Here is a 26,155-nt window from a genome sequence, read left to right on the forward strand (position 1 = left end):
ATTACTTTCCCTTTCTTTTTTCGTATTTATTGATCCAAGCAATCGTTTCCTTGGTTCCCTCAAGTCTTGTATATGGCATTTCAGGAGCAATTTTGTAAGTATTACTCATATCATTGATTCCATCATTCGTCATATTCCCAAATCGAAAAGACTGCATCGGGAAGTGAATATGAAACAGTCCCAGAAAATCACCAAATTTTGCCAGACATTTCACAAACCAAACTGGCATGGTCGGGACCTTAAATCCAAGTTCTGCTGCGATTTCATCTGCCCACTCGTTAATCTCATACGGAGGTTCATCACCTATGTAGAAAACTTTATTGCTCTCATCTTTCGTTTCATTAAAAAGAAGCTGCTCAATCTGGTAAATTGCATTACCAATATATCCATAAGTCTTATGGCATTTAATATGTCCAATGTGAAAATACATCCGCCGCATCACCATATCAAAGAAATTTCTATAGGGAACTCCAAACCAAGGTCCCCAAATCGATGTCGGGCGAATAATGCACCAGTCACAATCAGGTGTATCATTCCACACGCGAATCTCCGTTTCTACTTTACTTTCACCGTACTTCGTATGTGGGCAATAGTCATGCTGATTCTTAATTTTATATCCATTTCTTGTAACAAATTTAGAGGACGTTATTATAATTTTCTTCAGATTCGACAGTTTATGAATAATTTTCATAAGATTTTCAACGCCGGCAATATTCTGGTCGTAATCTTCAAGTGTTTTTCCATCCAAATCGGTTCTTGCTGCCAGATGAACAATATAGTCCGGATTAAAGCCGACGACTGCTTTTTCAAAATCTTCGTAATTGATAATATTCACATTTTCCCAAAGATTTTTTCGGGCCGGAATTTTAGGTTCATTCCAGTCCAAATTCTTTACTTCATATCCTTTTGCAAACAGGTCTTCCAAAAGATTCGTTCCAATAAAGCCCGATGCACCTGTCAATAATATTTTTTCATTCATCTTCTGTTTTCTCCCTCTTGTTAACACATTCTGAATTACTTTCTTTCAAATTAAAGCGCATTTTACAGCTTTAGAATCTCTTCAGCATACTTTCTCACAGACACATTTCTGGTCAGATTCTTTTCCAGATTCTCACGGCTTCTGGCTCCCATTGCCTTCAGCTCACTATTTCCGGCATTCTCAATGAACCAGAGGATGTTTTCTTCAACCTTGTCATACTCCCCTGGCTCACAACAAAGACCACCTTGTGTATCTTCGATCAGGCAGCGAACCTCAGAGCCTGATTCCAGAACTCCTAATATTGGCTTAGCTGCCGCCATTATTCCGTATGCCTTTGATGGACAACTCACGCCCTTAATGCCTTTTGCATTCACACACCAATGAACATCACCGGCATTCAGGCTATAGATCAGGTCTGACTTATCCTGATAAGGAATGAAAACCACATTGTCCATGTAATGCTCTTTCACATAGTTCTTCAGCTTCTCCAGCACAGATCCGGCACCAACGAATGTAAACACAACTTCTCTGCCATCTACGGTTTTCGTGCCCGGTTTGAATCGCTCCACGACCTCAATCAATTTCTCAAGGTCATAGTACAAACCAATATTTCCGGAGTACATAATGACGAATTTTCCATCCAGACCATATTTCTTCCTGAACTCCAGAACCTTCTCATTATTTTCATCCAACGGATAAATCTCGTTCTCATCGATCCAGTTGTTGATCATGACGGTTTTGGGAACTTTCTTTCCCTTGAAACGATTTTCCACTGTTGCCACCAGATCACGACCGACTGTGATCACAAGGTCGCTCCGCTTGCAGCTGAACTTGTCAAACCACATCATAACGTCCGTAACGAACTTGCTCTTGGTATAGCCAACGGCCAGCACCTGCTCTGGATTGAAGTCCTGAATATTATAAATGTACTTGGCGTGTTTCATCCATTTGCCCCAAACGCCAAGAAGGCCGCCGAGAATAGGAGGCTGAGAAATTGAGAACACATAATCCATCTTTCCAACCTTAAAGGTTGCTCCCATTGCTCCAAAGAAATAAGAAACGATGTTCTTTACGCGGCTCTTCTTATTGATCTTGCTAAATTCCGGCACTCGGATCCGCAGCACTTTTACGCCGTTGATTTCTTCTTCATAATATTTCTTTGTTTTGTATTTATCTTCAATCGTCCCTAAATAACTGGGCACTACACAAATGACTGTGATGTTAAATTTATCCAGCATACTCTCCGCCAATTCACGGAGGATCTGCCCCGTTGACGCAGTATCTGGAATATAGTAATGAGCATAAATCAGAAGATTTTTCTTACCTGTGCTCTCTTTCTTCATCTGCTATATTCCTCCAAATTTACTTCATTCCTTATTAAGAAATGAAGTTTTTCAAAACTTATCTTCACACAAACTCCACGTTCCAGACATCCACCCCGGAATCCTGGAACACCTCTCTCAACCTCTGATGCAGCATCTCCTGTGTGACGCCTTTCTTCAGTATTACCTGCAGGAAACCGCCGCCTCCGGCTCCTGAGATGAATTTTCCGTCGATCATGTCTTCACATACACTGAAGATCTGGTCTATGCAGGTGTTGGTTGAGCCGGCATCCAGCTTTTTGGAGATTTCCCAGTGCTGGTTGAGAAGGCTCGCGAATTCGTCGATGTCTTCTTTTTCCAGGGCAAATTTCATGAGTGCTGCTACTTTCTGCATCTCATCCAGTGCCTCCAGAGATTCTTTTCGGCCGCCGATGTAATTTCCTACGACTTCTCTGAGAAGGTTTCGGGCAAGGCGCCGCTGGCCTGTATAGATCAGAGCGAATCGTTCCTGAAGCTCCTGTTTCGTTTTTTCCGAGATCTCTACCTTTTCTACCTTCAGCTGCTGCCGGATTCCGGGTCTTGATGTGATAAATTTGATTCCGGGTGTCAGGCCGCCAACCTGATCCTGCCAGCCGCCGCCTGTGCTCATGATCTGCTCCAGGTTGAGGACTGTATCATAGATCTGGCTGTCATCCCAGCTCTCTCCAAGAAACTCTGCAAAAGCTTTGACGCAGGCTCCTGCAAGGATACTGCTTGTTCCAAGGCCGGAGCCTTTGGGAACGCCTTTGACGCAGGTGGAAAGGTAGAATCCGCCGCCCATTTTTTCCAGGACCTTTTTCAGGTCGGCCTTTTCCTCCAGCGGAAGGATCCCGCAGGCGATAATGGCTGCCTTGTGCAAGGCAAAAGGATCGTATGGATTATGGCAGTCCTGGATCTCTTCTGCACTTTCTGCTGTTCCGTAAGCACCTGTGTCTGTACTTGCCAGCTCAATATGTAATTCCGGTATCTTCCGGATCTCTACCTCGATGGGTTCACAGCCTCTCAGCAGGATTGCTGCGTTAAGAACAGTTCCTCCATGTTCGTTGCAGTATGGCGGTGTGTCTGACCAGCCGCCGCCCCAGTTCACACGTACCGGCAGATTTACCTTTACCTGTTCTTTTGCGATCGTATAGCCGCTGTTTCCTGTCAGCTGTGTCTGAGATGCGATCTCTTTCTGGATCTGGGAAAAACACTCCTGCTCCAACACATCGTATGTTTTTCCGTCAAAGCATTTTTTAGTAAATTTCATGGAACGTGATACTGCATACAGAATCCGTATTTTCTGTGAAAAATCTGCTTTTTCAGCTTCTTTCATCAGCAGATGGTAATGTCGTTCCTGGATTTCTTTTTCACCAAAGATCTTAAGTGCAGGAATATAATGTCCGCCTTTTTTCAACTCTCCCAGAAATACTGCCACCAGGATCCTTGCTTCCAGATCTTTTTTCCAGGAAAGGATATTTTCTGTATTTCCATACCGGAAGGATTCTTCCAGACTCAGTCTCGGCTGTTTTTTCCAGCCCTCGATCTGCCGGGGTTCAGCAAGTCCTTCGCTCATTTTTACAAGAAGGTTTCCTGCCTGTGCTGCTTCCTGGAATGTTTTGCAGACCGGATACAGTTTTGCATTCCAGAGTGCGTGGGTTTCGCCGGTCCAGATATCTTCCAGCTCCAGTCCATTGGCTGAAAGAAAATCTGCCAGGTTTCCCCTCAGAAAGCTTCCTCGTTCTTCCAGCGTTTTCTTCGGATTATCCATGACTCCATATGTACGGATCACGCATCGTCCTGTCTGACCGCCGTAAAGTTCTGTGATCTCGTCCTTCAGCTTCACACCGTGAAATACTGTGTTCGCCGGTATATGTACATCCTTCAGGGAAAGTCCGGATACTACAGCGCCCTTTCCGACATAGGTTCTTCCCTCAAGGCAGGTGTCTTCAATATAGGTTCCTTCCTCGATGTCTGCTTCCGGCCCGATCAGTGCTGTATGCAAAGCTCCCTGGCAATTCAAGTCATTGGTGAATACGTGTTTTTTCCAGTCAAGGAACTCATAATCGGTTACTTCTTCTGTCATCAGAGCACGCAGCTCTCTCGTTGTCCCAAAGTGGATAAATTCTGCAGGAGAAAGACAGATCAGCTTCATCTGAAAAGGACTTAATGCCTTCCATATTTTTTCTCTGCAGATAAAAAGTTCTGTGCAGAATTCGCCTTCCGGTTTTTCTTTCTGATATTGTTCAAAGGTGGAATCTGCCGCCAGCGGATACAGAAAATCTCCGTAAAAGCTGACCCTTGCTTTTTCATTTACAAAGCTTTCGTATTTATCCGGATCTGCTTTTTTTCCTGATGCATCAGCGATCAGACTAAAAAGTGTTTCCAGTATTTCGGCGTCCAAAAGTACGGCGCCTGTGTCAAGATCCACGCAGTCCTGTCCATTCACGGCTCCCAGCCTGCGAAGTGTTTCTGCCGGCTGTTTGTGAAGGAACATTTTTACATGGTCGCTTCCATCATTCAAAAACACTCCATGATCGACTCCCACTTCTACTGGAGATTTCATGGAGATCGCCGCAGCTCCGCGGAACTGGGCATCTATCTGTAAAGGATTAAAAAGGAGGAGCACATCCCCGGAAAGTACCAGCATTCCTTCTTTGAACCTGGCCGGAACGCCTGCCATGCTGATGAGAAATTCATCAAACAGTGTAGAACCTCTTCCATCCGGAAGTTCTCTTGGTACAGGTGAAAAAAGCTTTCCGCACACAGAATACTGTGGGACTCTTTTGCTGTCTCCGCCGGAATGGATCACAAGGATTCTTTTGTTATGGAAATCTCCCCGGAGTCCTTCTTCCTCCGAAAGAAATCGGAGTACATTCAGAGTTGCTCCGCCGGAGCCTACTCTCTTGCCTTCCGGATCCGGGAGCACGAAATATTTTGTCCATCCTGGCAATACGCCCTGTTCCAATCTGTCTGCGATCTGGCTGCGGAAGGATCTGGCCTGTTCTTCATTTGATGAGGTCAGTATCACATAGTCCCATCTGGGAAAATTTACTTTGCGGATGCTTCGTGCATAGTCTTCCCATGCATCCTGGCAGCTTTGCCGCAGAAAAAGATTTTTCAGTTTCCTGTATTCTGTGTTCATTGCTATCCTTATCCTTTGCTTTTTCATACTTTCTTTTTTTACATAACTTCGAATACTCTTATCCGCTGTCACGGCTGTGCCGGAGCTTCTGGCGGAAATTCTTGGCCGACTCTTCCTTATGATAAGGGAGACACGACAGGCGGTATTCAACCTGTCAGCATCTGCCTGTAGCAGAAGCTGAGTTGTGCTCTCGCTCTATAAAACAATGGTCATACCACTTGTTTTCCAAACTGAAGAATACATTTATGGCTCAGGTTTCTGGCACTGTTTAGGCTTCGGCTTCCTCTGTGCCCGTTCTCACAGGTATATTCATCTGTTTTGCGGTTTGCTGTCTTAACTGGCGCACCGCAGACAGAGCAGGTTTCGGATATCCCTTTTGCATAGGTTTCAATGACCAGAATGCCGTTTTTCCATGCTTTATAGGACAGATTGCTCCTGATCCTGAAGCTTAGATGCATAGTGCTCCAGTTTCCTGATCCGATCATCACATAATCTGTGTATTCTTTTTTGTATTTTGGAAGGACAATCAGCGAAACCTGCTTTTCCAGGCAGAAGCCTATGATCTGTGAACTAATCTCATGGGCATAATGCTCCGACAGGTGTTTCAGATGCATCCAGTATTTCCTGTTTTCTCCGGGCTGTTTTTCCCCGCCGAGAGATTTCCGGGCTTTCTCGATTTTCTTCCTGATCTGATCGCAGCGATGCGTATATTCTTTTCCGCCGCCCCAGAATTTCACATCTGTTTCCTTCCCTGTGCCGTCACATACTGTCCCCACAGCAAAAACATCTCCGTTTGTAAACTGGATGGCACAGATCTTCCGCCCTTCCTGGATACGCTGCTTTACTGTTGCAGTGTCTGCTGTAAATTCCTTCACGGGAACATGCAACATGAGATATTTCTTCTCAAAGGTTACTGAGGGTGACATTAGCTCTGCTTCTGCGGGAAATTCTCTGCCATACAGTCTGCATCTCATCCATTTCCATTGTTCTCCTGTCCATACCTTCAGTGTAATCTCCTTATGAGAAAAATCTCTGTACATTCCTTTATAATAGGTAACTGCTGAATGAAGCTTTTCTGCTTTCCTCCCCGGAATGGACTTTTGCCTGGATATGTGACTCTTTGCTGCGGCTATAGCACTGTTTATCGCAGCCCGCCTGAAATACAATGGGACTTTTTCCCAGGGAAGGGGATTCTGAGGAACCTGCTTGTCTCTTCCCATAATAGTCAGAACCTCCAGGGCCCGAAGAGTTTTCTGGCTCCCCAGTTCTCCCAGTTCCTCATGAGCCAGCAGAAGATCATAATAAAAGCTTTCAATTTCATTATAGAAATCCTGGGTTTTCCTGAGCCATTCCGGATGTCCGCAGCAAAGTCGGAGTCTTCTGGTTGTTATGCTGTAGCCTGTATTGGACGGCATGTTCTCTTCCTTCCGTTTATTTATATAACTTATCCAATATTATTATCTTGTCGCTTAATGTTAGATTAAGCGACAGGACCTGAAAAAACCTGTATATAAGGAAATTCGCCATTTTTCTGACCACAAAAGCTGACCACTTATGACCATGAATCTTATAACAAGAAGCCTGATTTTTCCCGCAAAATACAGGTCCCTGGGACTATACATCTGACCACTTATCATGACCACTTTTATATATTGATATGTATTTTTCTTTCTCTGATATATAAAAAGCTGCATAAAACGGCACAAAAAACGACATAATTGGACAGCTATGGCAGTTTCAGATCGCTTGACAAGCATTAAAGCGGATGTTATCATTACATATGGTTCAAAATCTTGGATCAAACAACAGAATAATCCGAAAAAATCACTGTCGCTTAATCTAACATTAAGCGGCAGTTTTCACATTCTCTTCATTTTCCTTTCACACAATGCACACATTTTTTTACTATATTATTAACTGTAGATAGCAAATGCTAAACAATCTTTTTCTTTTTCATACTTTTTTGCCGGGAGTCAGCACAACTCCCGGCCTCCTTTTTTTATTCTTCAGGTAGTTCGCCTGCATTTTCTATTATTATTAAAGATATAAAAATATATCTTGTTTTTTCTTATTATATATATTATACTAGTCAAGAACTTATTGTTCCCGTCCATTCTGTTCTTTGATAATTTCATAGACTTCACACTCGAAACATGATACAATATCCGCACAGAGAAATATGCGGTACAATTTTTGTGGGAGGATGCGCATATGCTAGATCAGAAAGATTTGGAATTATTAGCCGGTATGATAAACCCGATCAATGTCCAGCTGGGCAATATAAATAACCGATTAGATGGTATCGACGCCAGACTGGATGCAGTGGATACTCGTCTCGACGGTATCGACGCTCGTCTCGATGCTATGGATGTTCGTCTTGACGGTATCGACGCTCGTCTTGATGCTATGGATGTTCGTTTTGACGGTATCGACGCTCGTCTTGATGCTATGGATGTTCGTTTTGATGAAATAGATGCCCGCTTCAACCGGGTAGAAAACAGACTTGAAATGATCGATCTGAAATGTGATACCAACAGAAAACGCCTGGACGACCTTTCACTGGATGTTAAGCTTGCAGAACGGGATATCCGAAAAGATATCAAAAATTTACAGGACACAACAGAAACTCTTGTCGTTGTACTTCAGGGAAGAGGTATTTTACCTGACCCAGGTAACACAATACAGACAGCCTGATCATATTATGTAAAGAGTGTGAAGCCTATGAAAGTATCAAGGGATCACACTCTTTATTATCATCCATACAACCATCTTTCTCCTCAAAAAATGGTTGCATTTACAATTCGTTTATGTTATAGTTATATGCGTTGCGGGGTATGGCGTAGCTTGGTAGCGCGCACGGCTGGGGGCCGTGAGGTCGCAGGTTCAAATCCTGTTGCCCCGATATTTCTAACAAATTCAAGGATTTCCGAGGTCTGATGACTTCGGATTTTTTTATTACCTTTATTACCTTACTATTTTTCGAAAGGAAGGTTTTGCATGCAGGATAATCTGTCTCTTTATCATATTTTTTATACGGTAGCACGTACCGGCAGTATCTCCCACAGTTCCCGGGACCTTTATATCAGCCAGCCTGCTATCAGCAAGGCGATCCAGAAGCTGGAGCAGAATCTGGATACCGTTCTTTTTAAACGCAGTTCCCGGGGTGTCACTCTGACTCCGGACGGCGAGCTTCTTTTTGAAAAAGTAAAAGAAGCTCTTTCACTTCTGGATGAAGGAGAAAATTCCATTCGCCATAACCGTTCCCGGGACATTCCAAAGCTGCGTCTGGGTGCCAGTTCTACTCTTACCAGATATGTACTGCTCTCCCACCTGGAAAACTATATTGCACGTTTTCCTCATGTACGTATCACAATTTCCTGCCAGTCTACTTATCAGACGCTGCAGCTTCTGGATGAGGAAAAAATCGATCTGGGACTCATCGGACGGCCGCAGAAGCTTCGGGGATATTATTTTCAGCCTCTTTTGAAAATCCAAGATACCTTTGTCTGTACACAGCAGTATCTGGAAAATCAGAAAAAGCTCTATCCGGATGAACCTCTGATCCAGGCAGCAACTTTCATGATGCTGGATGAGGACAATATCACACGTCAGACCGTGAACACTCAGCTGAAAGAACATCATGTGGAATTAAGTCATATTCTGGAAGTAACAACTATGGATCTTCTGATCCAGTTTGCGGAAATTGGTCTTGGGATTGCATGTGTGATCCGTGATTTTGTAAAAAAAGAGCTGGAAGAAGGAACTCTGGTGGAAGTACCGGTAGGATTTTCTTTTCCGCTGCGTGAGATCGGGTTTGTATGCAGACAGAAAGATGCTGATTCGGCTTTGATCGCGCCATTTTTTGATGATGAAACAGAGCATCCGGATAAATAAAGGAATGTAAAAAAAATTCCCATCTGATCATTGCGACCAGATGGGAATTTTAAATTTCAAAAAAGTTTCCTACCACTGTATTACGTGTGTGACTTTTTTGACTCAAACTTCGCTGCGCTTCGTTCGAGTAGCGCAAAATTTATTGCACCTGCAATAAATTTTGCTTAGTTATTAATAAGCTTATCCTCGCCGTTCCAGCTGTAGAGTTTACGGATCTCTTCGCCGACTTTCTCAGACTGATGCTCAGAAGCTAATTTTCTCATAGCCTTGAAGTGTACCTGTGCACCTGCATCGGACATGTCGAGTAAGAACTCTTTTGCGAATGTACCATCCTGGATATCGGAAAGAACTTTCTTCATTGCTTTCTTTGTATCCTCTGTGATGATCTTCGGTCCTGTGATGTAATCGCCATACTCAGCTGTATTGGAGATAGAATATCTCATTCCGGCGAATCCTGACTGGTAGATCAGGTCAACGATCAGTTTCATCTCATGGATACACTCGAAGTATGCGTTTCTTGGGTCATAACCAGCTTCAACAAGTGTCTCGAAACCAGCCTGCATAAGTGCGCAAACACCACCGCAAAGTACAGCCTGCTCACCGAAGAGGTCTGTCTCTGTCTCTGTACGGAATGTTGTCTCAAGAACACCAGCTCTTGCTCCGCCGATTCCAAGTGCATATGCAAGTGCGATATCCTGAGCTTTACCTGTAGCATCCTGCTCTACAGCGATCAGACAAGGAACACCTTTACCAGCCTGATACTCGCTTCTTACTGTATGTCCAGGTCCTTTCGGCGCGATCATTGTAACATCAACATATGCTGGTGGTTTGATGCATCCGAAATGAATGTTGAAGCCATGAGCGAACATAAGCATGTTGCCTTCCTCAAGGTTCGGCTCGATATCCTTCTTGTAAAGTGCAGCCTGTTTCTCATCGTTGATCAGGATCATGATGATATCTGCTTTTTTAGCTGCTTCAGCAGATGTATATACCTCGAAGCCCTGCTCCTCAGCTTTTTTCCAGGATTTGCTTCCTTTGTAAAGACCGATGATTACATTACATCCGGACTCTTTAAGGTTCAGTGCATGTGCATGTCCCTGGCTTCCGTATCCAATAATCGCAATTGTCTTACCATCTAATAATCCAAGATTACAGTCTTCCTGGTAAAAAATCTTATTTGCCATTTTACTTTCCTCCTCTGATGTTTACAACATCTTCTTCATAAAAATTATTTATCGTTAAGAGAGTAGCTGCTCTCCTAGCAAACATATGTAAAAAATTTACAGGTAACGGACATCGTCACTGCCTCGTGACAGACCTGTAATTCCTGTTCTTGCAAGCTCAAGGATCTCATAGTCAGCCATCAGCTCCACAAACGCCTGCAGCTTGTTCTGGCTTCCGGTCATCTCCATAATAAGAGAATCCTTACTTACATCCACCACCTTGGCACGGAAGATATCTGCAACAGAAAGAGCTCCCTGTCTCTGTTCCGGCTTCACAGCAACCTTGACGAGCATCAGCTCACGGGCAACGCTGTCGTCCTGTTCAAGGACCTTAACATCCCGTACATCTTCCTGCTTCGCCAGCTGTTTGGTGATCTGCTGGAGCATCTGATCATCTCCCTCACATACAACTGTCATACGGGAATATCTCTGATCTGCAGTCACTCCTGCGGTAATGCTGTCAATATTATATCCACGGCGGCTGAAAAGACCAGCCACACGGCTAAGGACTCCGGAGGTATTATCCACAAGGATGGATAGTATTCTCTTTTCCATAATACACCTGCTTTCAACACTTTTATGTATAGAAAACCGACTTCGTCAGTTAACGCTTTAATCTAATAAACCCTTGCTTTCTTACCATTATAACAACTTCGAAAATTTTGTCAATCAAAATTTCCTGCAAAATTCCTTCAGGATGATAAGAAATGTTTTTATCCTCAGATCAGATATTTTTTCTTAAGCTCCTCGGATGCCTTTGGTGTCAGATAGAGTTTTTTCCGAAGGAATCTTTCAATTCCTCCGTTTTCTTTTTCGATGACATCAAAAACTGTATTGATATAAGACTCCTTCACCTGATAGAAGGCTTTCAGATCTGCAAGCTTCCGGCTGTTTTCCGGCCGGTCTGCCCGGTAAAGCCTGCACATATATTTCAGTTCATCTTCCAGACATGGATTTGACCGCATATAATCCCTTCGTATCGTTTCCTTAGGTACACCCAAAGCAAAGAGCAAAAGTGCTGTTCCGACTCCTGTCCGGTCTTCTCCTGTGGCACTGTGAAAAACAACAGCTCCATTCTTTACATGAAGCAGGACATCCAGAAAACGTGCATACTGCTTCAGAGAATACTCATCCGTAACGAAATTCCGGTACCAGTCCTGCATATACTGGTCTACATCACCATAGCAGGACATCACATGTTCAAAAAAGCTGTTTCCACTGCTGTCCTCATCCCGGATTGGAATATGATAATATTCCACTCCTGCCATGATATCGTCCGGTTTTTTCTTTACTTCTGCGGCTGACCGGAAATCAATCACTGTTTTTACATTATATTCTTCTGAAAGGATCCGGTTGTCTGCAGCAGAAGCATGATAGATTTCTCCGCTGCGCAAAAGCTTTCTGGGAAGAATATGCGAACCGTCTACTGTCATCAATGCACCCAGATCTCTTGTATTCGGAAGATTCTGAAGCGGAAGCCTGCTTCCTTTTGGAAAACCAACCGCAAGATCCGGATTCAGTACTTTAAGAAGCTGAAGGCAATCCTGTACCTCCTGCTCCGTCATATCAAATTTATAACGCTTCTGACGTCTGGTTATGATCACCAGATAATTGATGATCAGCTGCTTTTCACCGGTTTTATCGGTTCCCTCACGGCGCATGTACGCCCAGAGAATATCTTTACACGGAAGACTGTTGAGCATCATATGTCTGGTAAACACAAAAAAGCCATCTTCGATCCGTATTTTTCCGTATCTCATTTTCTTTCTCCTTCTCAACCCCTGTGCTGCTTTCTTCGCAACACTTTTTATCATACCAGAAATCTCCAGTCCCGTATACCTCGTTTGACAATTTTCGTGGTTTGGATATAATAAACAGAGAAATTTTACCACAGGGAGGCTTTCTTTTATGGACAATCTTATTTTCTGTCTGAATGTTACCGTGCCCATCTTTCTTACACTGCTCCTGGGATATTTTTTCCGGAGGATCGGACTGTTTGATGAAACATTTGTCAATCGTATGAACAAATTTGTATTTGTCATCCCCCTGCCTGTGCTTCTGTTTCAGGACATCGCTAAAATCGATATCTATGAGGCCTGGGATCCCAAGATGGTTCTTTTCTGTTTTGCGATCACATCGCTCAGTATTATGATCTCCGTGCTCCTGTCCCGTTTTCTCCACCCTTCCGATATCCAGGGCGAGTTTATCCAGGCATCCTACCGCAGCAGCGCAGCGATCCTTGGTATCGCCATTATCCAGAACCTTTACGGAAATGCAGGTATGGCACCACTGATGATCATTGCCAGCGTCCCTCTTTACAATGTAATGGCTGTTGTAGTTCTCTCTGTCTTTAAACCAGGTCAGGGAAAAATAGATGGTACCGTTCTGAAGCGCACTTTAAAGGGAATTGTCACCAATCCCATCATTCTCGGCATTGCAGCCGGTACACTCTGGTCCCTTCTTCGTCTTCCATTTCCGAAGATTCTGGACTCTACGGCAGACAATCTTGCAAAAACCGCCACTCCTCTTGGCCTCATGGCTATGGGCGGATCTCTGCACTTCGGAAAAGCCTTTTCCCGGCTGAAAGCAACTGTTGCCTGTACATTTATGAAACTTGTCGGTTATGAAGCACTTTTTCTTCCTCTTGCCATCCGTTGCGGTTTTACAAAGGACAAGCTGGTTTCCATCATTATCATGCTAGGGTCTGCCAGCACCGTTACCTGCTTTGTCATGGCAAAAAACATGGGACATGAGGGCTCTTTTTCTTCGGGAGTCGTGCTTCTTACCACATTATTCAGTGCCTTTACCCTGACACTCTGGCTGTTTATCTGCAAAGGTCTGGGACTGATCTGATATTGCAGCTTCTGCATATTATCTACCCGAAAAAATCTGTAACATAAAATGCTGTAAGAACTATGATTTCTGGTTCTTACAGCATTTTTTTATAAAAGCATATTCACATAAAGCTATCATTTCTGATGTGGATGTTTCTGTTCTTACAATCTCATAGCCTACAAAACAAACGAAGCATTCTCTCAGATCAGCTTCAGATATTTCAAGCCATCCCGAATGCCGTAGTGGAACATATCAGACGTAACATAATCTGCCAATTCTTTGATCTTCGGAGAAGCATTTCCCATGGCAACCTTTGTTGCAGCGTATTCAAACATGGCAAGATCATTGTTGCTGTCTCCAAAAACAACGGTATTCTCCCACGGAATATCAAACAGGCGGATCACAGCTGCGATCCCAACAGCCTTGTTAAAGCCCTTTGGCACCAGTTCAATGGTATTTCCCACAAACGAACTGCTGCCTTCATGGCGGATGATATCATAGTATTCTGATAAAATGGATAACGCTGCCTCCGCATCACATCCCTCCGTCATTTTTGCACTGATCTTATTGATCCGCATACAATCCTCATTTCCACGGATAGGCCTCCATTTATCGCCCAGGGATTCTGTGATCAGACTGGCATACCAGTTCACTTCATCGGTATACTCCTCTTTGTCATAATACATAAAATCCGCGCCTTCCATTACCGGGATCAGTCCGTATTTTCTGAGAACCTCCACAGAAAGCTTTGCAACCTCCGGCGTCATCTCTTTATTAAAAAGTCTCTTCCCGTCCTTCTCAATGGTGGATCCGCAGGCACTGATCATTCCCGTAAAAGGGATCTGCTCCAGATACCAGGATACAAACGCACGACTTCTTCCTGTGCAGAGCCACGCTTCATGTCCGTTATCTACCAGCGCACGGATGGCTTCTATGGCACTGTCCGGCACTCCTTTTTTCATATCACAGACTGTTCCGTCCGCATCAAAAAATACTGCTTTTCTGCTCATTTTCCTGTCCTCCGATATCACCTGTAAAATACCTTTGCCGCACGGATCAGGCTTTCCGTATCTTTCACTCCAGCTGTTTCATAAGCGGAATGCATCGCCAGCTGCGGCAAACCGATATCGACCGTATTTATGGCTGCCTGGGTATTGGAAATATTTCCCAGAGTGGAACCACCGGCAATATCAGAACGGTTCACAAATGTCTGATATGGCACATCTGCTTCTCTGCAGAGTTCCTTAAAGATTGCTGTGGAAATCCCATCGGTACAATATTTCTGATTGGCATTATATTTGATCACAATTCCACCATTCATCACCGGACGGTTTACAGGATCTGCCTTGTCTGTATAATTCGGATGTAATGCATGTGCATTGTCCGCAGAGATCATAAAGCTCTCTGCAAGGGCCATCAGGTAACTTTCCTGATCTCCGCCAAGGGCCAGATTGATACGAAACAGTACATCTTTAAGAAATGTGGATGCAGCTCCCTGCCTGGTAGTGCTTCCCACTTCTTCATTATCCAGTACACAGTGGACTGCAATGACCTTCTTCTTATCTGCCTGAAGAAAGCCTTCCATTGAAGCGAAAGCACACTGCAGATCATCTAATCTTGGACTGGAAACAAATTCATTCCTGGATCCCCAGATCGTTCCGGGCATCCGGTTATAGAGAAACAGATCATGGCCCAGGATATCCTCCGGACGGATCTCTGCCTCTTCTGCCAGCATCCGCATGAAGTTTCCTTTTTCGCCACTGCCACTGTACAATGGAAGCATATCCTTCTGGACATTATAATGATAGCCTCCGTTAATATCTCGGTTCATATGGATCGCAAGGCTCGGGATCATGACCAGATCTCTATCAATATCTACAAGCTTTTCCAGAATTTTTCCGTTTTTGTGGACGATCATGCGACCTGCCACAGAAAGGGGACGGTCAAACCAGGTAGAAAGGATCATTCCTCCGTACCGCTCCACATTCAGCTTCACATAAGCTCCGTTTACAGACATCTCCGGATTTTCTTTTATTTTAAAAGACGGGGAGTCACTGTGACTTGCAATGATATGATATCTCCTGCAGTCATTGACAGGAATGGAAAATCCGATGATCGCGGAATGATTTCTCATGACAAAATATTTTCCGCCCTTTTCCAGCTCCCAGCGCTCCTCTTCCTTCAATTCTGTAAAGCCTTCCTCCAAAAAACGTCTTCTTGTTTCCTCTGCCGCCTGAAAGGCTGTAGGACTTTTACTGATAAATTCCAGCAGTTTTTCTGTTGTTTCTTCGTACATAATCTTCTCCTCTGTCGGCCCGGTAATATCAAGGCTGTTATGCTATTACCCATTATACGGCAAAACTTTTTTCAGGGCAATATCTCAGATTTCTGCACTCTTTCGTACCCACATATGCTGCACAAGCTTATCCCCAAGCTTATTTGCGAGCATAGTATAAATTGAACTAAATACATTGGCTCCAATACGGAGCAGCACTGCTGCCGGCATTCCAAACAGTCCTGATGCAATGGACAGTGCTCCAAATGTATTAAATGCAGTCTGCCACGCATAACCTGCGGAATATCCCACACCGATTCCTCCGATCATTCCAATATAGGGATACATAGATTCCGGAAGTATCAGATAAAGCACTGCAAACAGAATACAGCCAACGATGTTGAACATAGCTCTTTTTCCGGCTCTTCCCCTGCAATCCGCGGTAAACGGCAAACACACGGACATACAGGCAATTCCGGCCCACATTGCTCTTGGGAGTCCCAGAAGAGACATGATCAGCATAGCGCTGGAAACGATCAGCGTCAGTCTTAAATACCACCTGCCTCTTGCGGAATGCAGATCAAATTCCCGGAACAGGTCCAGAAATGTCCTGCGATACGGGCGGTTTTTCTGATTCTTATAAAAAACTACCATGCAGAGAACCATTCCGGCCAAAAGCCCCTCTACACGAAGCAGATACGCCTTTCCGGTTACGTCATATCCCATCAGAAGCAGATATCCGAGAACAAATGTGGAATGGTTATACATAATTACATTATGGCATCCCAGGATCATCAGTAACAGGATGCTTATCGCATTAACAAAAAATGCCGGTACCGGTGAAACCATATTGGATAATCTCGGTCCTGCGATCAGAATACAGAAAATCCCGGCAATGGACAACAATCCGTGGGACGTCCGGATTCCGAAATCCGCCTGTCTTAAAACCAGCACTGCCAGTAGTACGGTTACTCCTACAACACTGTTGTCATTGCCGGTTATCTTACTGTACAATGTCACAACCGCCACACAAAATGCCATGACAAGATACACTTTAAAATTATAGATCAGAATATGCCTTCTTTTCTCCTTTTTGTCTGTGGTATTTCTGATCAGCTGTTTTGATCCGGTTGAGCTTAACTGCAGTTCCTGATAAAATGTCATTTTCATCACTCCTTTTGTAAAGCAGACATTCTCATTTCGCTTTTTTCACATGCTCATAAACGCAATCTCTTTACAATTTACGTTCAAAGATACAAACAGCCATTATACTTGGTTTATTCTAAAACGTCAAATATTTTTTCTGAAATCATGTTCACGCATTACACCTCAGCCCCGATCAGATCACTCCGAAAATGGCCAGGAACATTTTTATTATTTTTATATTTACTGCAGCTCCGCTATCCTGGTCACTGCTACATAAATGTCCTGTATCTTATACCAGGTTGGATAATCCACCACTCCGGATGCGGGAAGTCCGAATATATTCTGGAATTTTTTTACAGATGCAGCAGTAGCCGGACCATAAATACCATCCACAGTCACTGACGGGATGGCAGGATAGGCTTTTGCTATGGCATTAAGCTGTTCCTGGATCTGCTGTACCTTTTCTCCGGTAACACCGATAGTCAGGTCATATCCCGGCCAGGACGCGGGAATCCCGGAAACTGCTTCCGCCACATTGATATACATATCGTTTCCATAGAAGCTCCGCAGGATCTCAATTGCGGAATATCCCTGATCTCCCAGAGCTTTGCTTCCCCACTGGGTCATCCATCCCCGGTTCCTGCACTGCACCTGGTGTCCGTCACAGTACTGGGTCAGGATCGGCTGACGTACATCCGGTCTGGAAAGGTAGTTTTCAAAAAGTTCATCCACGATCCGGTCTATACTCTCAAAAATATTCCTGCCATGGATCCATTTGTGGTCGTATGCTGTGGAGGATGTAATGGTGAAATCATAACCCTTATTCCGGTACCACTCTGTATAAACTCTGTTCAGAGTAAACGACATGATCGCAAGAACATTGGCACATAAATGATGATACAATATCCGTCCGGCAGTGGGTACCTGCCGGACTTTTTTATAATAGGAAGTTATTTTGTCTTTGCCTTCACATGTTCGATCACCTTTTTCCAGGAATCAATACCACAGGTTCCACTTACCTTTACGCCTGTGTTTTTCTGGAAAACTTTCAGGGATGTTTCTGTATCGTCTCCGAAACGGCCATCCACAGTAACACCAAGTACAGACTGCAGCACAGAAACTGCAACGCCGGAATTCCCTTTCCGGATGATTGGAAGCTGGGTCTCAAACTTTCCCGTCAGAACTACTGCCTTTTTTGAAGTCTGTACCGGATACACTGCTTTTCCGTTCCAGTCATAGATGGTGTATCCCTGTTTCCACTCTTTCTTTGCATTCTCAAGGCTCTTGTATGCTCCGATCTGGCTCTTGCTGTCAGCCCAGGACTTTCTTGTGCGATAATACTTATCTACCGTCGGTGTGTCGGTCTTAGCTCCGATCAGCTGCTTGAACCGGTTCCAGTCACCTTTTGCACGGATTGCTGACGGGCAGTTCTTTGCACATACATCATAATGCTGCACAACTCTGTCTGCCGGGATTCCCAGCTGTTTCATAAGCTGTTTGCACACCTGGACTGTATTCTGGAAAGCTTTCTCATAGTTATAGCCCGCCTGAACGCACATCTCGATTCCTACTGAATTTCTGTTGTTGACAGTACCGAACAGCCGACCGCCGTAGTTGACGCCCACGTGCCATGCTCCACGGTTGTATGGAAGCGCCTGATACGCTTCTGTGTCGTCCACATATACATGTGCAGAATATCCCTTAAAGTTGCCATCATGCTGTGCTTTTGCATGCGCTTTCGCATTTGCACCCTTGGCATAGTTATCCGTGTTGTGAATTACGATATATGCCGGTTTCTGACCTGCATAGCTATTGTTGTTACTGATAAGGCTTGTGTTGATATTCATGGTATTACTCTCCTTTTCTGTTTTTGATGTCTTGATAGATAATATACCGTTCAGGATGTTGATGATTTTCTGTCCGTAGTTCTTTCCGGATGCCCAGCCCTGTCCTTTGGGATTTTCCTGGATGCCGAGATGCTCAACATACTCAGCGCAGCCTCTTGATACGTATGTATATCGCGGGTCAATACATTTCTGTTTCAGTCCGTCTGTACAAGCGTAAGCCTGCAGATGCTGGATCTGCGCCCTGATTCCTTCTTTCGCAGTTTTAAAGCTGCAGCCTTTCTTTCCTGTGACGTTCACACCTAATCCGCAGAAATTATTCTGATCAAGTGTTACTGCTGATCCCGAAAACGTGAAGTTTCCTGTTTCCAAACAGGACTGGGCAAAAGCAATGTCACCACGCACGCCCTCTTCCGTGCCTTCCGTGATATACAGAGGAATCATCTTTGTGACCGAATCGGACACCTGTGGATTTACTTTTTTGATGTAAACCTTCATCTGTTCAACGCTGGCCTGTGGGGTTCCCATGATCTTTATCATATTTTCCTCCTGTGAGGGTGATCACTCACCCTCTGAATTTTTATATTTTGTTCTTTCCCAGATCTCCTTGACTTTCTCCCAGCCTCCGGTTGCAACCAGATACACGATAAATGCTGCAATCACAGATGCTACAATGTAATACCAGGTTATTGCAGCTTTATAATATGTGCACAGAATCAGTAATGCTACCGGGCACAGAATCAGGGATGCTACAAGGGCAACAATACTGGTCTGAATGTTCTTCAGACCTGGAAGATCTTTGATCACCTGCACGATTGCTGAAACGATAAATGCCAGGATTCCGATCAGGGCCAGGGCGTAAGTTACATACTGTGTGATAGTGTTAATATTCATAGTCATTCTCCCTTTCTTTTGATATGCAGTTCTTCAATTTCCTGTTTCATTTTTGTTACCATGCCATTTCCGCCAAGTCTGTGGTAAGCTTCGTACATTTCGCAGAAATTCTGATATGCGTATGACGGAATATCTCCCATCTTCGTATACTTTGAGTGATACTCAATCATCTGGACGCGAAGCAAGAGCATAGTTCCCTTACTGTTTGCGTCTCGATCTTTCTTCTGATTTTTCAGAAGCCAAACGATATAACCAAGCAAAATCGGCAATGCGATAAGATATGTTTGTGTGAGTATTTCTTTCAATTATTCACGCTTTCTCCGGCTATTGCGCCGGCGCAATTTTCTGTAAAATAAAAGAGCCTGTCACGGCTCGGCTCTGATCTTCATAAATAAATCCTTTCTATCCTTTCAATCAAACACTGTTATCCTTATCTTCGAAAACATCTTCCGCTCCTTCGAACTCCAGAAGGGTTTTGAGATATTCATATGCTTCCTTGATACTCAGATCGCTAAATTTCTCAGTTTCATAGGTGACAATTTTCTGATAAGGCTGCTGAATTTCTCCCGCGAGCTGTTTATTCCTGATCTCTTCGGAAGCCAAGGAAATCACAGCAACAGAGCAATGACTGTTTACAGTGTTTGATACATACAGGATGCGGTGGTATTCAGTAATCACACCATCCTCCTGGATTATCTTCTTTTTTAATGCCATTTTGATTCTCCTTTAGCTAAAATGTGATTTTTATACTTGCCATGATAGCGCAAGTATCATTATTCACAATGTTCTTAATATCAGTGTCAGTAAAACCATTACTATCAATTCCCATTTTAGCTCTAACGTTTAATCCGTTACGCCCTCCTATAACCGCAGCTGTATACGATGCCGGTTTTATAGGTTTTGAAGCAGTCGAGTTATATATATACTTTCCATTTTGCCGAATCGTGAGCCCATTTATGCTTGATATCGAAACTGGGGTGGACATAATTGGTCGGGATAATGGAATATGAAATATGACTTCCTGTTTATTTGATGTAACATATCCATTTACATAAAACTCCATATTTATTACGTCGTCAGCGCGGTAATATGGTCTTAATGTACCGCTAAACTTACCGCCGTTGGGACGATCCAGTGTATATTCGCCGAATTTAATAATAAAATCCCCTGGCGTTATTATTCCGTTTCTAACAAATGCATAGCCATCATCAACTGCGAACCAGGGATAATCCCCAATAGTATTTGTATTACTTCCAACCACAAGCGGGCAATCTGAATAAGTATATTGCATATTACTGCTTAATGGATATCCTATTCGTACTCGTTCGCCAAATTCAGCCTTATTTCCGATTTGAATTCCATTTTTAGTAGGTTTCATTAAAACTTTTCCAAACTTCAAGCTGCTCTCAATCTCTCCGGAGTTGATATGGAATACCTTTCCTGTGATCCAGGCAGTTGCGTCGGAATCTGGTTTTATGGCGGTGTCGCTGGTGCCTTTGAACTGGATGGAATCGTTGGTGATTTTCAATTTGTTTTTGGAATTGGAATGACCAAGTAAAATATTGCCGCTTTCGAGAGTGATATATTTCTGATAAGTTCCAACTTCGGCACCGTCAACCATTGTGGCTGTTTTCCATTTAAACGCCCAATCGTTGTATGTTTTCACAAATTCAGAACTTATATCCACGTCTTTTTTCAGATCAGAGGCTAACGTGTAAGCATCTTCTGCCGTAGTTCGATATGCCAGTGACTGCTCAACACCATTCGTTGGCTTTGTATCTTGTTTTGTAAAATTTGGATTCCATCCACTGTAAACACCAGATATGGTGTAATTTCCACTCCAGTATAGCCATGGAAGATATGTCCAAACTTCACACACATTCGATGCAGTTGCTCGTACACTAACCAGAAGGTCTTTAGTGTTCTGTCGCGTAACGCTTGCTCCAAATGCCGCCGTCGTACTTGCTTTGTCCTGCCACCCATCTTTTATGATGATCTCGGCTTGAGAATTTTGACTTTCTATTCCGTTGAAACCGTTTCCGGTCTGAAGAGTGATAACGACAACTGAAGCATCGCCAGCGGATGTGAGTGTTCCAAGTCGAACCCATTGCGCTTTGCCGTTTGCCCCGCCAAAAGAATAACTCTTTGTCGCAATCTTATTTAAAGCATTTACTGAAGAATTGGCATTATCTGCTGATTTCTGGGCCGTGTCGATTTTATTATCCACGTCTTCAGGCGCAGGTGTCCAGTCTGTCGGAACGGTTCCGAACTCGCCTTTCACATTTCGGATCTTGAATTTAATCGGAGATTTTGCGTCTGTAGTAATGATACCCCAGTTCGATGAAGCGTCAAATATATCATATGAAACATCTGTTCTGGGCGTGTACGAGAACCATACTCTTTGCCATTTATTGGCTACCAACGAATGATCTGAAGATTTACGCAAGGACACACTATCATTGTCATTACCGGTCCCACTCGGCATTCCGTCGAAACCGTTATTTATATCAGCGTTCCAAATGCAGGCAACTTCAGGATTTACTTCCAGACTGATTATATATGTGTATCCTCGTGGAATGTAGATTTTCTTCACGCCAGTATCGAAATAAATTCCTCGACCCCATGAATTGGAACCAATCGGAGCCACACAAGTCCAGGTGTTTGATGTTTTATCATAAGAAAATGTTGATAATCCATTACAGTTTTTGATCATCCCTACGGGAATTAAGTTTCTTCCACCGATTTTTATATTACCAATCATACTCTCAGCATCTTCTGGAGCTGGAGACCAATCCGTAGCAATGTTACCTTCTTCAAGTTTCAATCCGTATATTAAAAAGGCCGCATCCGTATCGCATTCAAATCGACATGTGGATATCGTAGCATTTCCGCTATTGAAAGTTACTGAAACTCTTTTGTAATCGGTAGTGCCTACTTGAGAGTTTAGTATGCTACCTGACTGTGGAGAAGTATTATCATAAAATCTAAGGTTGCTTGTTTTCGTGGAATCTTCCCATTTTATGTAAGCAGACAGCGTATAATACGTGTTGGGTTTAATAGTAACTCTTTGGCTAGCATCGACCCATGCATTAGCTATTCGTTGAACGCCAAATCCGTTCACTATAGTATGAGGGACATTCGTATAAACTTGGTAGCCGTTGTTATTATCAACCCAGAATGTATCATTTAGAGTATCATATTCTTTTGTTTTTTTCCAAAGATTTCTTCCGCCAACTTTCAGATTGTCAATTTTATTATTCGCACTATCAGCAGTATTTTTGGCAGCATTTGCCGTGGACGCAGCATTGGACGCGGTTGATTTTGCTGTGTTTGCTGTACTATTTGCAGTATTTGCTGTAGATACGGCATTACTTGCGTTGGCGTTTGCGTTATTGATTGCGTTTGCCAAGACGGGATTTGTTGTGGTTGTGTTTCCATTGCTGAATGTGATGTGTGATCTTGTCCAGATATATTTTCCGGACTCCCAGTTGGGCTGAGTATCGGACCATGAACCACCGGTCTGAGCAGTATTTGATGTTGATTTATACCACTGATCTTTAATGGCGGTAACGCTCACACCCTGAGGACCAGTAGATCCAGGGTTTCCCTGTGGTCCTTGAGCACCAGTTTCTCCTTTAGGTCCAGTTGGTCCCTGAGGTCCGGTAGCTCCTTTGTCGCCTTTCGGCCCCTGAGCGCCTGTGTTTCCATATACAGCCAGTAATAACACTGTCGTCTGATTCGTGTTATTCGTATAGTTGATTACTTCTTTCTGCCATAAGTACTTATTCGTAGCGTCAAGAGTGGGCATCGTAGCCGATGTGATGTTTCCTGCACTGGGCGCTGTCTGAGATGTTGTCCTGGCATAGTAATAAGTTATCGACTTGATACCGTTACCGGCAGCACCCTGAGCTCCGGTATTTCCGGTTTCCCCTTTTTCACCCTTGATCAGCGACCAAGAATAGTCTGAGTAAGACGTGCTTTCAGTTCCTGTTGTTTTATTATACGCAAAACCAATATACTTCTTGCCGCTTGGATTATCGGACATACCAGAAGTAGGTGAATCAGCATATTTGACCCATGTATAATATGTTTTACCATCAGCGCCTTTCACCCCCTGGATACCCTGTGGTCCCTGAGGTCCGGTAGCACCTTGCGGTCCCTGAGCACCAGTTTCACCTTTGGGTCCGGCGGCACCTTGTGGACCACGAGCGCCCTGAGCACCCTGAGCCCCGGTATTACCTGTTATACATACTCCGTTTTCAGAAGGCGTGAATTCAGTACGATCATCTCCGTAGGTTACGAAATTTCGTCTCCAAATATACTTGCCTTCTGTCCATGCGGGCTGGTTATTACTCCATGAACCACCAACTAAGGATGTTGGGGATGTGGATAAATAGAATTGTTCGAGTGTTGATTTGATTGTGTTATCTACTGTGGCTGCTTCTTTTGAACCAATCCGGAAATTGCTGACATTGATGTCCAACATATCCGTCACTGGATTAAATTCCAACGATGAATTTTTGCCTTTAAGTTTAAATACACCATCAGCATACATCTGAATTGGCGATTCTTTCTTACTTGTAAGAGCTCCGTCGCCAAGTCCAAGACCGGTGGTGGAAATATAAACACCGCTTGTTGGATCATTAATAGCCAGCTTGCCACTATAGATGGCATTTTGACTCATATCAAACTGAGCAATCTTAGCCTGAATGCAGACAGGTCAACGACATCTATAGAAGCGGCCTGGATCTTCTGACCATTCACTTCTGCCTCAGATACGCCATTTGCGATGTTGATTGCTTTGACAATAGAGTCCTGACCATCCGGACCGGTGATGATAAGGCGCTCTGTCTTAATCGTACCGGCTACAATAGAATCTGCATTGATAGACTTGATCTTCGCTGCTTCAATCGTCGCATCAGCAATCTTAGCGTTCGTTACAGCGCCTTCATGGATTGCTGCTGAGCCAATGGACCCGTCCTTTAGGACGCCTTTTTCAATCCAAGCGTTATTTACATTTGCGAGATCGATATTTGCTTTTTTAGCATTAATTTCCTCAGCATTTTCTTTAACTACATCCAGTTCCTTAATAGATGCATACGTGATTTTTGCAGTCTCCACATCCAGTTTGTTAATCATCGCTCTGTCAATCATTACCAACTGTGCGTAATACCGTTCCATTTCTTTTGTCTGTGGGCCTTTATAATCTGCATTGGTTTCTTCTTCTGACAGGCCGACAGCTTCAACTGAATATGTAAGACCGCCATCGTATTCCCAATCCAGTTTCATGATAGGAACCTTATATGTGTTTCCAGACAGATCTGCTACGGTCAGGATATCCCAAGGATCCAGTCGGGGATCTCCCATCATTTTCAATGTACCTGGCATATAGGAGAAATTTTTGAAAGATGCCAGGATATTATTGAGAACTGTTTGTGTCATGAACGGATTGGAAAAAGACACGGACCTCGCTCCGGATCCTGAAAAGATTGATATGCTTTTTCCATTTTTATCTTGTCCCGTAAAACATACAAATTTTGAAACATCAAAAGCATAATCATTATGTTCAAAATTTCCCCAGTACCGGCTCGTCTTTACCTTATAATCTGAATCCACATAGGTATGCAGCTCGATCTGACCTCTACGGTTACAAACAGCAAACGCGCCATGAAGCTGCGCCACATAAGAAAGGACTTCCCTGCAGCTATATCCTTTCGGCACTTTTATGGATATCGCAGTTAATCCGGATGTCACTACAGGAACACCTGTGATATCCGCAATCTGCTTTAGTACTGCCACTGTATTTGTGGTTGTGCCATCCATGGAAAATGTCCGCTCTGTGTTCATCATACGGTCGTAAGCCGTGAACGTGATCTGATCATCCGCTTTTTGGGGCTTTCCTGCTGTAAAATATCCCATGGGGATATATTCTGTTTTTCCGTTCACGTCCATACCAATCTGAAGGAGCATTTCTGTTCCTTCAACTACCAGTCCTTTGCCAGGAATTGTCACTTCTATGTACTGTGACATGGTAGAACCCAGAGAAAAATCGTCTTCTCCTTCAGAACCTCCGGTGAATTTGATACTTCGTACGGTTGTGATGGATGTTTCTCCATAGGTGAGTAAACATTTAAATGTTCTGGAATCCTGCTGTACCAAGGTTCCAAATGCAGTTGTTGACTGATACACAGGACCGCCTCCTTACTCTGCCAGCATGAAATCAATGACATCCAGTTCAGCCATAGTCAGTGAATCATATTTCGGATCTTCGTCACATTTCTCGACTACTGAGATGGAAACAGTATGAATCTCCACCTCGGTCTCAATATTCAGAAGTTCACTCATATCCTTCCCAAATCTTTCTTTGTCTTCCATGATATAGCAGTCGTCTTCCGTCATGATCTCACCATTTTCATCTTTCTTGGCGTATCTGCGGATCAATTCTTCCCGTTCCGCAGTGTAAGCTGACGCAGCCTCCTGGACTGCTACCACGTTCTTCTTGATCGCATACGCCAGACGGACTGGCAAGCTCTTTTTTTTCATAGATACGCAAGTATTTAAAAAGTCTACAATTTCTTTG

20 protein-coding genes, 1 tRNA gene and 1 pseudogene are annotated in these 26,155 nt (G+C 43.7%); 4 read left to right on the forward strand and 18 right to left on the reverse strand.

Annotated features, from left to right (window positions below; translation table 11 throughout):
• Position 1 precedes the first annotated feature (1 nt).
• The 4 genes from BLP57_RS08015 to BLP57_RS08030 all read right to left on the reverse strand — a co-directional run bounded on the left by BLP57_RS08015 (position 2) and on the right by BLP57_RS08030 (position 6,879).
• Complete coding sequence (locus tag BLP57_RS08015) at positions 2-979, reverse strand: NAD-dependent epimerase/dehydratase family protein (protein ID WP_092070724.1); 978 nt, start codon at positions 977-979, stop codon at positions 2-4.
• 62 nt (positions 980-1,041) lie between these two features.
• Positions 1,042-2,322, reverse strand: a complete 1,281-nt coding sequence (locus BLP57_RS08020; protein WP_092070727.1) for a glycosyltransferase family 4 protein — start codon at positions 2,320-2,322, stop codon at positions 1,042-1,044.
• Between the two features lie 64 nt (positions 2,323-2,386).
• Entirely contained in the window at positions 2,387-5,464 is a 3,078-nt protein-coding gene (locus BLP57_RS08025) for a fucose pyrophosphorylase domain-containing protein (RefSeq protein ID WP_242872576.1), read from the reverse strand.
• A gap of 209 nt (positions 5,465-5,673) precedes the next feature.
• On the reverse strand, positions 5,674-6,879 hold the full coding sequence (locus BLP57_RS08030; protein WP_092070730.1) for a zinc ribbon domain-containing protein: 1,206 nt from the start codon (positions 6,877-6,879) through the stop codon (positions 5,674-5,676).
• 796 nt (positions 6,880-7,675) lie between these two features.
• Here BLP57_RS08030 and BLP57_RS08035 point away from each other — a divergent pair.
• The 3 genes from BLP57_RS08035 (at position 7,676) to BLP57_RS08045 (ending at position 9,358) form a co-directional block, all read left to right on the forward strand.
• Positions 7,676-8,158 (forward strand): hypothetical protein, encoded by a 483-nt coding sequence (locus tag BLP57_RS08035; protein WP_092070733.1) that lies wholly within the window; start codon positions 7,676-7,678, stop codon positions 8,156-8,158.
• Positions 8,159-8,292: 134 nt separating this feature from the next.
• Positions 8,293-8,366 (forward strand) — tRNA-Pro (locus BLP57_RS08040).
• Between the two features lie 95 nt (positions 8,367-8,461).
• Complete coding sequence (locus tag BLP57_RS08045; RefSeq protein WP_021652931.1) at positions 8,462-9,358, forward strand: LysR family transcriptional regulator; 897 nt, start codon at positions 8,462-8,464, stop codon at positions 9,356-9,358.
• A 164-nt stretch (positions 9,359-9,522) separates the two neighbouring features.
• Here the strand turns inward: BLP57_RS08045 and ilvC are convergent, their stop codons facing one another.
• The 3 genes from ilvC to BLP57_RS08060 form a co-directional block, all read right to left on the reverse strand.
• Entirely contained in the window at positions 9,523-10,542 is a 1,020-nt protein-coding gene (ilvC, locus tag BLP57_RS08050; RefSeq protein WP_059086364.1) for a ketol-acid reductoisomerase, read from the reverse strand.
• Between the two features lie 96 nt (positions 10,543-10,638).
• Positions 10,639-11,136, reverse strand: a complete 498-nt coding sequence (gene ilvN / locus BLP57_RS08055) for an acetolactate synthase small subunit (protein WP_021652933.1) — start codon at positions 11,134-11,136, stop codon at positions 10,639-10,641.
• A gap of 164 nt (positions 11,137-11,300) precedes the next feature.
• Positions 11,301-12,395, reverse strand: coding sequence for a tyrosine-protein phosphatase (locus tag BLP57_RS08060; RefSeq protein ID WP_242872577.1), 1,095 nt, complete (start codon positions 12,393-12,395; stop codon positions 11,301-11,303).
• 94 nt (positions 12,396-12,489) lie between these two features.
• Between BLP57_RS08060 and BLP57_RS08065 the strand changes: the two genes are divergently transcribed.
• Positions 12,490-13,434: an AEC family transporter gene (locus tag BLP57_RS08065; RefSeq protein WP_092070736.1), complete on the forward strand. Its 945-nt coding sequence runs from the start codon at positions 12,490-12,492 to the stop codon at positions 13,432-13,434.
• Between the two features lie 182 nt (positions 13,435-13,616).
• Here BLP57_RS08065 and BLP57_RS08070 read toward each other — a convergent pair whose 3' ends face one another.
• From BLP57_RS08070 to BLP57_RS08120, 11 genes and pseudogenes are all read right to left on the reverse strand, one after another.
• A complete protein-coding gene (locus BLP57_RS08070; protein ID WP_015526778.1) occupies positions 13,617-14,426 on the reverse strand; it encodes a Cof-type HAD-IIB family hydrolase in 810 nt (269 codons plus the stop codon).
• Between the two features lie 17 nt (positions 14,427-14,443).
• A complete protein-coding gene (locus BLP57_RS08075; RefSeq protein WP_022426517.1) occupies positions 14,444-15,712 on the reverse strand; it encodes a M18 family aminopeptidase in 1,269 nt (422 codons plus the stop codon).
• An 84-nt stretch (positions 15,713-15,796) separates the two neighbouring features.
• The gene (locus BLP57_RS08080) at positions 15,797-16,855 is read right to left on the reverse strand and encodes an FUSC family protein (protein ID WP_015526780.1); all 1,059 of its coding nucleotides are present in this window, start codon (positions 16,853-16,855) and stop codon (positions 15,797-15,799) included.
• A gap of 222 nt (positions 16,856-17,077) precedes the next feature.
• A pseudogene (locus tag BLP57_RS08085) lies at positions 17,078-17,722 on the reverse strand (peptidoglycan-binding protein); the annotation flags it as partial.
• Between the two features lie 65 nt (positions 17,723-17,787).
• A complete protein-coding gene (locus BLP57_RS18555) occupies positions 17,788-19,221 on the reverse strand; it encodes an N-acetylmuramoyl-L-alanine amidase (RefSeq protein ID WP_092070739.1) in 1,434 nt (477 codons plus the stop codon).
• A 21-nt stretch (positions 19,222-19,242) separates the two neighbouring features.
• Positions 19,243-19,575 (reverse strand): ribonuclease, encoded by a 333-nt coding sequence (locus BLP57_RS08095; RefSeq protein WP_092070742.1) that lies wholly within the window; start codon positions 19,573-19,575, stop codon positions 19,243-19,245.
• Between the two features lie 2 nt (positions 19,576-19,577).
• Positions 19,578-19,880 carry a hypothetical protein gene (locus tag BLP57_RS08100; protein WP_092070745.1) on the reverse strand — a complete coding sequence of 101 codons (303 nt, stop codon included), beginning with the start codon at positions 19,878-19,880 and terminating at the stop codon, positions 19,578-19,580.
• 109 nt (positions 19,881-19,989) lie between these two features.
• Positions 19,990-20,289, reverse strand: a complete 300-nt coding sequence (locus tag BLP57_RS08105) for a hypothetical protein (protein WP_092070750.1) — start codon at positions 20,287-20,289, stop codon at positions 19,990-19,992.
• 16 nt (positions 20,290-20,305) lie between these two features.
• Positions 20,306-24,259, reverse strand: a complete 3,954-nt coding sequence (locus BLP57_RS08110) for an alanine-zipper protein (protein WP_092070753.1) — start codon at positions 24,257-24,259, stop codon at positions 20,306-20,308.
• Positions 24,256-25,764: a hypothetical protein gene (locus BLP57_RS08115; protein ID WP_092070755.1), complete on the reverse strand. Its 1,509-nt coding sequence runs from the start codon at positions 25,762-25,764 to the stop codon at positions 24,256-24,258. The genes BLP57_RS08110 and BLP57_RS08115 overlap by 4 nt, the downstream gene beginning before the upstream one ends.
• 12 nt (positions 25,765-25,776) lie before the next feature.
• Entirely contained in the window at positions 25,777-26,118 is a 342-nt protein-coding gene (locus BLP57_RS08120) for a hypothetical protein (RefSeq protein ID WP_207646694.1), read from the reverse strand.
• Positions 26,119-26,155 lie beyond the last annotated feature (37 nt).

The sequence above is a fragment of the Blautia sp. SF-50 genome (genome assembly GCF_900101315.1).
Taxonomy (GTDB): Bacteria; Bacillota; Clostridia; order Lachnospirales; family Lachnospiraceae; genus Blautia_A; species Blautia_A fusiformis.

Coding starts and splice junctions, on each gene's coding strand:
- BLP57_RS08015 (WP_092070724.1), bottom strand. CDS start 979: ATGAATGAAAAAATATTATTGACAGGTGCATCGGGCTTTATTGGAACG.
- BLP57_RS08020 (WP_092070727.1), bottom strand. CDS start 2,322: ATGAAGAAAGAGAGCACAGGTAAGAAAAATCTTCTGATTTATGCTCAT.
- BLP57_RS08025 (WP_242872576.1), bottom strand. CDS start 5,464: ATGAACACAGAATACAGGAAACTGAAAAATCTTTTTCTGCGGCAAAGC.
- BLP57_RS08030 (WP_092070730.1), bottom strand. CDS start 6,879: ATGCCGTCCAATACAGGCTACAGCATAACAACCAGAAGACTCCGACTT.
- BLP57_RS08035 (WP_092070733.1), top strand. CDS start 7,676: ATGCTAGATCAGAAAGATTTGGAATTATTAGCCGGTATGATAAACCCG.
- BLP57_RS08045 (WP_021652931.1), top strand. CDS start 8,462: ATGCAGGATAATCTGTCTCTTTATCATATTTTTTATACGGTAGCACGT.
- ilvC (WP_059086364.1), bottom strand. CDS start 10,542: ATGGCAAATAAGATTTTTTACCAGGAAGACTGTAATCTTGGATTATTA.
- ilvN (WP_021652933.1), bottom strand. CDS start 11,136: ATGGAAAAGAGAATACTATCCATCCTTGTGGATAATACCTCCGGAGTC.
- BLP57_RS08060 (WP_242872577.1), bottom strand. CDS start 12,395: ATGATAAAAAGTGTTGCGAAGAAAGCAGCACAGGGGTTGAGAAGGAGA.
- BLP57_RS08065 (WP_092070736.1), top strand. CDS start 12,490: ATGGACAATCTTATTTTCTGTCTGAATGTTACCGTGCCCATCTTTCTT.
- BLP57_RS08070 (WP_015526778.1), bottom strand. CDS start 14,426: ATGAGCAGAAAAGCAGTATTTTTTGATGCGGACGGAACAGTCTGTGAT.
- BLP57_RS08075 (WP_022426517.1), bottom strand. CDS start 15,712: ATGTACGAAGAAACAACAGAAAAACTGCTGGAATTTATCAGTAAAAGT.
- BLP57_RS08080 (WP_015526780.1), bottom strand. CDS start 16,855: ATGACATTTTATCAGGAACTGCAGTTAAGCTCAACCGGATCAAAACAG.
- BLP57_RS18555 (WP_092070739.1), bottom strand. CDS start 19,221: ATGATAAAGATCATGGGAACCCCACAGGCCAGCGTTGAACAGATGAAG.
- BLP57_RS08095 (WP_092070742.1), bottom strand. CDS start 19,575: ATGAATATTAACACTATCACACAGTATGTAACTTACGCCCTGGCCCTG.
- BLP57_RS08105 (WP_092070750.1), bottom strand. CDS start 20,289: ATGGCATTAAAAAAGAAGATAATCCAGGAGGATGGTGTGATTACTGAA.
- BLP57_RS08110 (WP_092070753.1), bottom strand. CDS start 24,259: ATGAGTCAAAATGCCATCTATAGTGGCAAGCTGGCTATTAATGATCCA.
- BLP57_RS08120 (WP_207646694.1), bottom strand. CDS start 26,118: ATGAAAAAAAAGAGCTTGCCAGTCCGTCTGGCGTATGCGATCAAGAAG.